Genomic DNA, 7,659 nt, shown 5'->3' with positions numbered 1-7,659 from the left:
TCTCCAGGCCTTCGACATCGCCTTCGACGGTCGCCTCTCCGTCGGCCGCCGGTAACTCACACAACACGAGATACACCAGTCGCTGGACACACCCGCACCTGGGAGTACGGCCGACAGGGACAGATCGAGTGGACCCGCCGCCCCGGCGGCCGCTGCTGGCTCTGCCACCAGGAACACACCGAGCGCCTGGAACGGGAAGCCGAAAGAACAACTGGAGCCCGCCCGCACGGCCAACGCCGCGCTGCGCCCGTGCTGGACGTGCCGGGGCCCGCTCTGCCGGATGACGGGCTCGAAGCCGGAGCTACGGGAGAAGGCCGGCCCCGACCGGCTGGAATGCCCGCAGTGCGTCAGCGGCCGGGGGAGCAGGAACCGGGCCCGCTGGTGCAGCCAGCTCCGACCGAGCGGGAGCTATGGCCGCCCTGGTTGCGAAGCCAGCCGACCGGTGGTGGGAGGCCAGGGTGCTGCACGCCAAGGTCCACCCGGTGAAGGACCGCGCCGCTAGGTGCCGACCACCGTCAGGCTGTTGCGACCCCTGTCGCGACCCGCTGTCGTGTGTGGTGGTCCCGTGCTCTGTGACCTGTGGGAATAGCCGCTTCCCCTCGTGCGAGGCCGGGCGCGACAGCTGCGCGTGACGGCGGCCGCCGGGGCATCGCCACCCGGTTCGACAGGACACCCGAGAGCTACCTCGGTGGTCTTCACCTCCGTGCCTCGATGATCTGGATCAGGGGCCTTGCCAAGGCCGTCCCTTGATCACGACCAAGTACGCTCCCTAGGTGTCGGGGTGGGAAGACCAGGGGGTGCAGGGCCGGCTGGCGCGTTCGCCGTCCACGACAAGGTTGAGTCGCTCGTTGAAGAACGCGACGAGGCCCCGGATGTGCTCGGCTTCGTGGAGGGGCTGCTGGTAGGTCCAGGCGATGTCGGGCAGGGCGTGGTCACCGGACGTGGCGGACCAGTAGGACGCTCGTCCCTTGTATGCGCACCACGTGCGGGTGCTGCTGGGGGTGAGCTTCGCGCGGACATCCTCGGGAGGCAGGTAGTAGCGCGTCGGCAGCAGGGTCTCGAACAGCAGGGTTGGCCGGGATGACTCGGCCAGTACCTCGCCGTCCAACTCGACCCGGACATGGCGCGAGGACGCCAGCACGTCGATGCGGTGGAACGGGTCCCTGGGGTGAGCGACGTTGCGTTCGTCCTCCTCGTACCAGGCGTCGAAGGCCCGGAAGTCCAGGACGACGAACCCGTCCAGGGCAGGGTCGGCGGGCTGGAACCCGGCTCCAAGTAGTTGCTGCCCGTCGGTTCTCACGTCAGCCACGCGGCCCTTGGCGGTGTGCACGGTGAAGGGAACCGACGGGTCGAGCACCGGCCTCGCAGACAGGTCGAGCAGGTGCACCCCGGCACCGTCCGCGGCGTCCGTCGCCGCCGTGCCGGTCGGCGACAGCTCTGCTGACATGTCGCTGACCGGCACGGCGTAGGACGGCACGATCCGACGCGGTTCCCAGACCAGCACGGCCCTCGTGGTGTCCACGACCGTGCGCCCGTCCAGGACCGCCCGGATGTGCTTGCCGATCGGCTCGTGCCGGAGCTCGCCCAGGCCTTCGGCCAGCAGGTCACGCATCCGCGTGCTCATCTGCAGCTCCTCCGGAGGTAGGTCTTCCTCGCATGTCCCAGCCTGGCACCGACAGCGACTGCTCGCGCGGCCACGGGAGTGCAGGTCAGGGGTGCGACGCGGGCGGCTGCCGGTTGGCCGGCGTGAGGGGTCCGGCGTTGGTGCAGGGCGGTCTGCGGCTACAACGGCGACAGGTGGCGTGAGTACGACGACGTGGTGCCGGTCATCGCCGCCATCCTGGAGCTGCTGGCGGAGCACGGGCCTCTCGAGCCGGTGTGGCGGCGTGTGGGCCGCTCCGGCCGGCACTGCCTCATGGACGCGCTGGAGAACCCGGACACCCGCAGCGCGCTCAGCGCCTCGCGCACGGCGCGCACCGCCGACCCGCACCGGCTGCCGGGCCGAGCCCGGACAGGACCTCGGCCACGGTGGCTGCGGCGAGCGCGCCGCCGCTCATGCCGCCGTAGTCGCGGCCGCTCTTGTCGGTTGCACCGTCGGTGACCGCAGCCAGACCGATCTCCCCAGCGGAGTCCTCGGTCAGGACCAGCACGTCTTCGCCAGCTTTGGCGTTCCTGGGAATGACGGACTGCTCGGGCACCTTCCAGACGCTCGCGTCTGCCTTCACGCCAACTCGTCCTTGATGTACGAGTTCGTGGTCCAGGCGGTCAGGCAGGTTGTGGCTTCGGGAGGCGGAGTCCGCCGAGAGGAGGCCGGCGGGGCGTCAGGGCAGGACAGGTCAGGTCCGCCCGTCGGCATCGGGTTCCAGCTGCTGTGGGCTCTTCCGGGCCGCTGTTGTGAAGGATCTCCCTCCCCGGCCGTCACGTGTAGAGGCCGACCACGGGGTTCTGGGTCCGGAGGACCAGATGGACGTGGTCGGGCGGTGGAAGTTGTAGTAGTCCTCCCGATCTCGGAGCTTGTCGTTGACGACGCCGGTGTCGGTGCGTCACCTGCTTCCAGCGGTCGGTGTCCTGAGTGGACGTTAAGTCCCTTTTCTCTCGGCTCGTGGTCGCTCGTTCGTGTGAACGTCAGCCGTACTGGTGTGCCAGTCGGGGTTCGGGTGATGTTCTGCTGCGCATGGACAGACGGGCGTATCCGAGCGACTTATCGGACGAGCAGTGGGCGTTGATCGAGCCGATGATCACGGCCTGGAAGCAGGACCGGGTGGCGCGATCGGCGACCGGGGATCCGGGGGGCTGTGATCTGCGGGAGATCGTGAATGCGATCTTCTACCAGAACCGGACGGGCTGTCAGTGGCGCTACCTGCCCCATGATCTGCCGGCCTGGTCGGCGGTGTTCTACTACTTCACGCTGTGGCGCCAGGACGGGCTGGACCAGCGGATCCAGGAACTTCTGCGCTGCCAGGTCCGGGAGCGGGCCCGCCGATTAGAGGACCCGTCCCTCGTGGTCATCGACACCCAGTCCGTGCGTGCGGCCGCCGGTGTCCCGAAGACCACGACGGGGCTGGACGCGAACAAGAAGGTGTCGGGGCGCAAGCGGGGATTGGCCGTGGACGTCATGGGGCTGATCATCGGCGTTGTTGTCCTGGCCGCCTCCGCCCACGACAACGCCGCCGGCACCGCCCTGCTCGACCAGGTCGCCGAGCGGTGCGGGATGCGTCTGGAGAAGGCACTGGTGGACCAGGGCTTCAAGGACGAGGTGATCATCCACGGCGCTCTGCTGGACATCGACGTCGAGGTCGTCCGCCGCAACCCGGCCGACCAGGGCAAGGGCTTCGTCCCGCAGCCGAAACGGTGGGTGGTGGAGCAGACGAACGGCACCTTGCTGCTACACCGGCGCCTCGTCCGTGAGTACGACCACCGGCCCGACACCTCCGCCTCACGCGTCTACTGGGCCTCCACCGCGAACATGACCCGCCGCCTCACCACACCGGCCCCGGCCTGGCGCGACACCCTCGGACTGGCCGCGTGAACGTCACCGAACTTCTGGCAGACCTCCAGGCCCGGCAGGATGAGGCCACCGCCCGCGCCGCAGAACTACGCGCCCGGATCGAAGAGCTCGCCGCAGCCCTGACCGAGACCGAAGCGCGGCTCACGGACCTGGCCACCGCCCGAAAGATCATCGCGGAGGTCACGCCGGCAGGACCCGAATCCGAACCACCCGGGACGAACACCACCTACCAGGCCATCGTGAACGCCTTCAACCAGCACCCCGACCAGGCATTCCGGGCACGCGAGCTGCACGAGCTCCTCGGCATGCCCACCGACGAGGCGTCCGTCAACATCACCCGCAGCCGCCTCGGACGCCTCGCTCGCCAGGGCTTCCTCACCCAACCCGGACGCGGCCGCTACCAGAAACGGACTTAACGTCCTCTGATCGGTGTCGGTGGCTGGCCGCCCGGATTCCGGAGCGCTTGATCGGGCTTCGTGTTGTTGTGACGTCGGACGAGACCGAGCTGGCTATCTTTCCTTTCGGGAGCGGTACCTGCGGGCGGCGGAAGCTCTGGTCGAGCCCAATCGCTGAGCGTTGGGGCGTTCAGGGGCAACGTGCGCAGGCACAGCTTCGCCCCGCGCTCGCGGTCTATGACTTGAAGAATTCTTCATTTTCATAGATAGTGCTTCATGCAAGCTGGCGCTTGGTGCGGCCGGCGGGACTCCTGTGGAAGGACAGCCATGGACGACGTGTTCGGCCAGGAGCTGCACGAGCAACTCGCCGAGGCTCGCAGGCGGCGTGTCGCTGCGCAGGTCGAGGGCGACGAGGACGGTGTGCAGGCCTGTGCCGGGCGGGTGGCGCAGTTGCTGCGGATCGCCGAGAGCCATGGCCTCGATGTCGGGCGCACCGCGACGGACGGGGAGGAGGGTTGAGATGGCTGTCCCGCTCTACCAGGCGAAGGCGGAGTTCTTCCGCACGCTCGGTCATCCCGTCCGGATCAGGGTGCTGGAGCTGCTGGAGCACGGTCCGTGCCCGGTGCGCGAGTTGCTGGCGGCGATCGAGATCGAGCCGTCCAGCTTGTCCCAGCAGCTCTCGGTGCTGCGGCGGAGCAATCTGGTGAGCGCGACCCGTGACGGCAACACCGTGGTCTACGAGCTGAGTACGCCGGATGTGGCCGAGCTGCTGCGGGCGGCCCGGCGCATCCTCACCGAGATGATCACGGACCAGGGTGAGCTGCTGGCGCAGCTGCGTGAGCCCGAGGTGCGGGAGGCGAGCGCATGAGTGTCGTTGACGTGACGGCCGGGCGGCGTGCGCTCGGCCGGGTGCGGGCGGTGCTGCCCGACCGTCGGGTGCTGGCCACGATGGGTCGGTCCCCGCGGGGGGATCTGATAGCCGGCCTGACCGTGGCGATCGTGGCGCTGCCGCTCGCGCTCGGGTTCGGTGTCGCCTCCGGTGCGGGTGCGGGAGCGGGGCTTGCCACGGCGGTGGTGGCCGGGGCGCTCGCCGCGTTCTTCGGCGGCTCGAACCTCCAGGTCTCCGGCCCCACCGGGGCCATGACGGTGGTGCTGGTGCCGATCGTGCACCGGTACGGCACGGCCGGGGTGCTGACCGTCGGTCTGCTCGCGGGGGTGCTGCTGATGGCCGCCGCTCTTGGCGGGATCGGGCGCTTCATGGCGTTCGTGCCCGCGCCGGTGGTGGAGGGTTTCACGGTCGGCATCGCTGCCGTGATCGGCCTCCAGCAGGTTCCCGCCGCGCTCGGTGTGAAGGCCTCGGGTGCTTCGAGTGTGGTGGTCGGTGCCTGGGACGCGGCGGTCGACTTCGCGCGTGCGCCGCACCTGGCCGCGCTCGCCCTGGCGGCCGGGGTGGCGGTGGTGATGCTGGCGGGCGCGCGGCTGCGGCCGGGCGTCCCGTTCTCGCTGCTCGCGGTCGTCGGCGCGACGCTCGCCGTGAGGTTCGGGCACCTGCAGGTGGCCGCCATCGGCCGTCTGCCCGAGGGGCTGCCCGCCCCCTCGCTCTCCTTCCTGGACGTGGGCGCGGTGCCGCACCTGGCCACCGCCGCGCTCGCGGTCGCGGCGCTGGCGGCGCTGGAGTCGCTGATGTCGGCCACCGCCGCCGACGCGATGAGCGTGAGCGAGCGCCACGACAGCGACCGTGAGCTCTTCGGCCAGGGCGTCGCCAACCTGATCGCCCCGCTGTTCGGCGGCGTCGCCGCGACCGGCGCGATCGCCCGGACCGCCGTCAACGTCCGTTCCGGCGCCGCATCGCGGCTGGCCGCGCTGGTCCATGCGGCGGTACTTGCGGTGGTCGTCTTCGCCGCCGCCCCGCTGGTCGCGGGCATCCCGCTGGCCGCGCTGGCCGGGGTGCTGATCGCCACCGCAGTGCGGATGGTCGAGGTCGGCTCGCTGCGGGCGCTGGCCCGGGCCGGGCGCGGCGAGACCGCGGTCATGGTGCTGACGGCGGGCGCGACGCTCGCCTTCGACCTGGTGACCGCCGTGATCGTCGGGCTGCTGGTGGCCGGGGCCCTGGCGCTGCGTCAGGTGGCCCGCTCGGCCGCGCTGACCCGGGTGCCGCTGCACGAGGGCCTGCCCCCGGCCGACCACCACGCGGAGGAGCAGGCGCTGCTGGCCGAGCACATCGTGGCCTACCGGGTGGACGGCCCGCTGTTCTTCGCCGCCGCCCACCGCTTCCTGCTCGAACTCGCCGACACCGGGGAGGTGAAGGCCGTCATCCTGCGGCTGTCCCGGGTCAGTGCGATCGACGCCACCGGGGCCCGGGTGCTCGGCGACGCCATCGGCAAGCTCACCGCCCGGGGCATCCTGGTGCTGGTCTCCGGCGTCCAGGAGAAGCACCGCCGCACTCTCGACGCGCTCGGCGTCCTGGCCGGCCTGCACGGGCAGGGCCACGTCTTCCCGACCACCCCGGAGGCCATCTCCTACGCGCACAAGCACCTGCACGAGGCCGGCCTGCTCACCGAGGCAGCCCGGGGGCGGCGTTGACGCCCGTCCGCGGGCCTCGAGGACCGTGCCGGTGACCGGGCGTTGGAGTCGTCGCCGGTCCGGGCCGCAGGCCGGCGGAGACCTGCGCGCCGAGCCCTCCCGGGTGTCGGAGCAAGCGTTCGGGGTGACACTGGCCGCCGAGGGCGGGTCCGTGCCGCTGGCCCGGCGTACCGTCCACGCCGTGCTCACCGGTTGGGGCGTTCCTGCGAACGCCGCCGTCCTGGACGCTGCCCAGCTCATCGCCACCGAGCTCGTCCTCAATGCCGTCCGCCACACCACGGCTTCCGGCCCGGGCATCGACCTCCTGATCGCTCTCAACGGCCACCACTTCGACATCACCGTCCACGACCGCGATCCCCGCCTGCCTGTCGTCCCAGCCGCCGGTGCCGCGCTGCGCAACGGCGGCCTCGCGGTGATCGCCGCACTGGCCGACGGCTTCGGCGGCCACCTGTCCGTCACCCCCGACAGCACCGGGCCGGGCAAGGGTGTGACGGTCCTGCTCCCCCGGCCCGGCCGATGACCGTACCCGAGACGAAGGAAGAGGCCCGCTTGCGCTTCGACGTCACTCCCTACGACGACCACGGCACCGCTGGCCCTGCCGACACGGTCGACCTCGCCACCCTGCGTGAACTCCTCGACCACGCCGCCACCACGGGCCGACGCCTGCACATCCGCCCCCGCCCCCGCCATTCCCAGCCGGACCAGGAGGGTCGCCCGTGAGCGACGCCGTCGACGACGAGAAGGCCAAGCGCAAGCAGGCTTGGACCCGGGCCGCGATCTACATCGCCGGTACCCACTTCTTCGCATTCTTCGTCATCCTGCTGTTCTACGTCGGCGGCCACCGCCGCTAGGCAGCTCATCGGGGTCCGGCAGGACGACCTCGCCGAGGCACCGGCCGGTGGTCCGTTCGACGACCGGCAGGTCCAGGCGATCGGGGTGCCCGGGCAGGAGCCGTACCAGCGTTCCAGCGTTTCGAGGCTGAGCGTTTTGTGGGTGCCGTCCAGCACTTCGCTCCGGTCATCCGCATACCTGCGGCCTGCGCTGACCGGCAGGTCCAGGCGATCGGGGTGCTCGGGCGGGAGCCGTACCAGCGTTCCAGCGTTTCGAGGCTGAGCGTTTTGTGGGTGCCGTCCAGCACTTCGCTCCGGTCATCCGCATACCTGCGGCCTGCGC

General features: G+C 70.8%; 10 protein-coding genes. 8 read left to right on the top strand and 2 right to left on the bottom strand.

Annotated elements, in window-relative coordinates:
* Positions 1–769: 769 nt before the first annotated feature.
* Both ABT095_RS38425 and ABT095_RS38420 read right to left on the bottom strand, forming a co-directional pair.
* Positions 770–1,624 (bottom strand): DUF427 domain-containing protein, encoded by an 855-nt coding sequence (locus ABT095_RS38425; RefSeq protein ID WP_350534282.1) that lies wholly within the window; start codon positions 1,622–1,624, stop codon positions 770–772.
* Between the two features lie 328 nt (positions 1,625–1,952).
* Positions 1,953–2,225: a hypothetical protein gene (locus ABT095_RS38420; RefSeq protein ID WP_350534281.1), complete on the bottom strand. Its 273-nt coding sequence runs from the start codon at positions 2,223–2,225 to the stop codon at positions 1,953–1,955.
* Positions 2,226–2,674: 449 nt separating this feature from the next.
* Between ABT095_RS38420 and ABT095_RS38415 the strand changes: the two genes are divergently transcribed.
* The 8 genes from ABT095_RS38415 (at position 2,675) to ABT095_RS38380 (ending at position 7,337) form a co-directional block, all read left to right on the top strand.
* Positions 2,675–3,529, top strand: coding sequence for an IS5 family transposase (locus ABT095_RS38415; RefSeq protein ID WP_350534280.1), 855 nt, complete (start codon positions 2,675–2,677; stop codon positions 3,527–3,529).
* Positions 3,526–3,924, top strand: coding sequence for a hypothetical protein (locus ABT095_RS38410; protein ID WP_350534279.1), 399 nt, complete (start codon positions 3,526–3,528; stop codon positions 3,922–3,924). Before ABT095_RS38415 ends, ABT095_RS38410 begins: the two co-directional genes overlap by 4 nt.
* Before the next feature lie 306 nt (positions 3,925–4,230).
* Positions 4,231–4,422: a hypothetical protein gene (locus ABT095_RS38405; RefSeq protein WP_350534278.1), complete on the top strand. Its 192-nt coding sequence runs from the start codon at positions 4,231–4,233 to the stop codon at positions 4,420–4,422.
* Position 4,423: 1 nt separating this feature from the next.
* Positions 4,424–4,771: an ArsR/SmtB family transcription factor gene (locus ABT095_RS38400; RefSeq protein ID WP_350534277.1), complete on the top strand. Its 348-nt coding sequence runs from the start codon at positions 4,424–4,426 to the stop codon at positions 4,769–4,771.
* Entirely contained in the window at positions 4,768–6,486 is a 1,719-nt protein-coding gene (locus tag ABT095_RS38395) for a SulP family inorganic anion transporter (protein WP_350534276.1), read from the top strand. The genes ABT095_RS38400 and ABT095_RS38395 overlap by 4 nt, the downstream gene beginning before the upstream one ends.
* Positions 6,487–6,589: 103 nt before the next feature.
* Positions 6,590–7,006 carry an ATP-binding protein gene (locus ABT095_RS38390; protein WP_350534275.1) on the top strand — a complete coding sequence of 139 codons (417 nt, stop codon included), beginning with the start codon at positions 6,590–6,592 and terminating at the stop codon, positions 7,004–7,006.
* A gap of 29 nt (positions 7,007–7,035) precedes the next feature.
* Positions 7,036–7,206 (top strand): DUF8834 family protein, encoded by a 171-nt coding sequence (locus ABT095_RS38385; RefSeq protein ID WP_350534274.1) that lies wholly within the window; start codon positions 7,036–7,038, stop codon positions 7,204–7,206.
* Positions 7,203–7,337, top strand: a complete 135-nt coding sequence (locus tag ABT095_RS38380; RefSeq protein WP_350534273.1) for a DUF6126 family protein — start codon at positions 7,203–7,205, stop codon at positions 7,335–7,337. The genes ABT095_RS38385 and ABT095_RS38380 overlap by 4 nt, the downstream gene beginning before the upstream one ends.
* Positions 7,338–7,659: the final 322 nt, after the last annotated feature.

Source organism: Kitasatospora sp. NPDC002227, from assembly GCF_040296285.1.
In the GTDB taxonomy this organism is placed as follows: Bacteria; Actinomycetota; Actinomycetes; order Streptomycetales; family Streptomycetaceae; genus Kitasatospora.
Note: the sequence above shows the minus strand (reverse complement) of the source record. Positions and strands in the feature narration are given on the sequence as shown.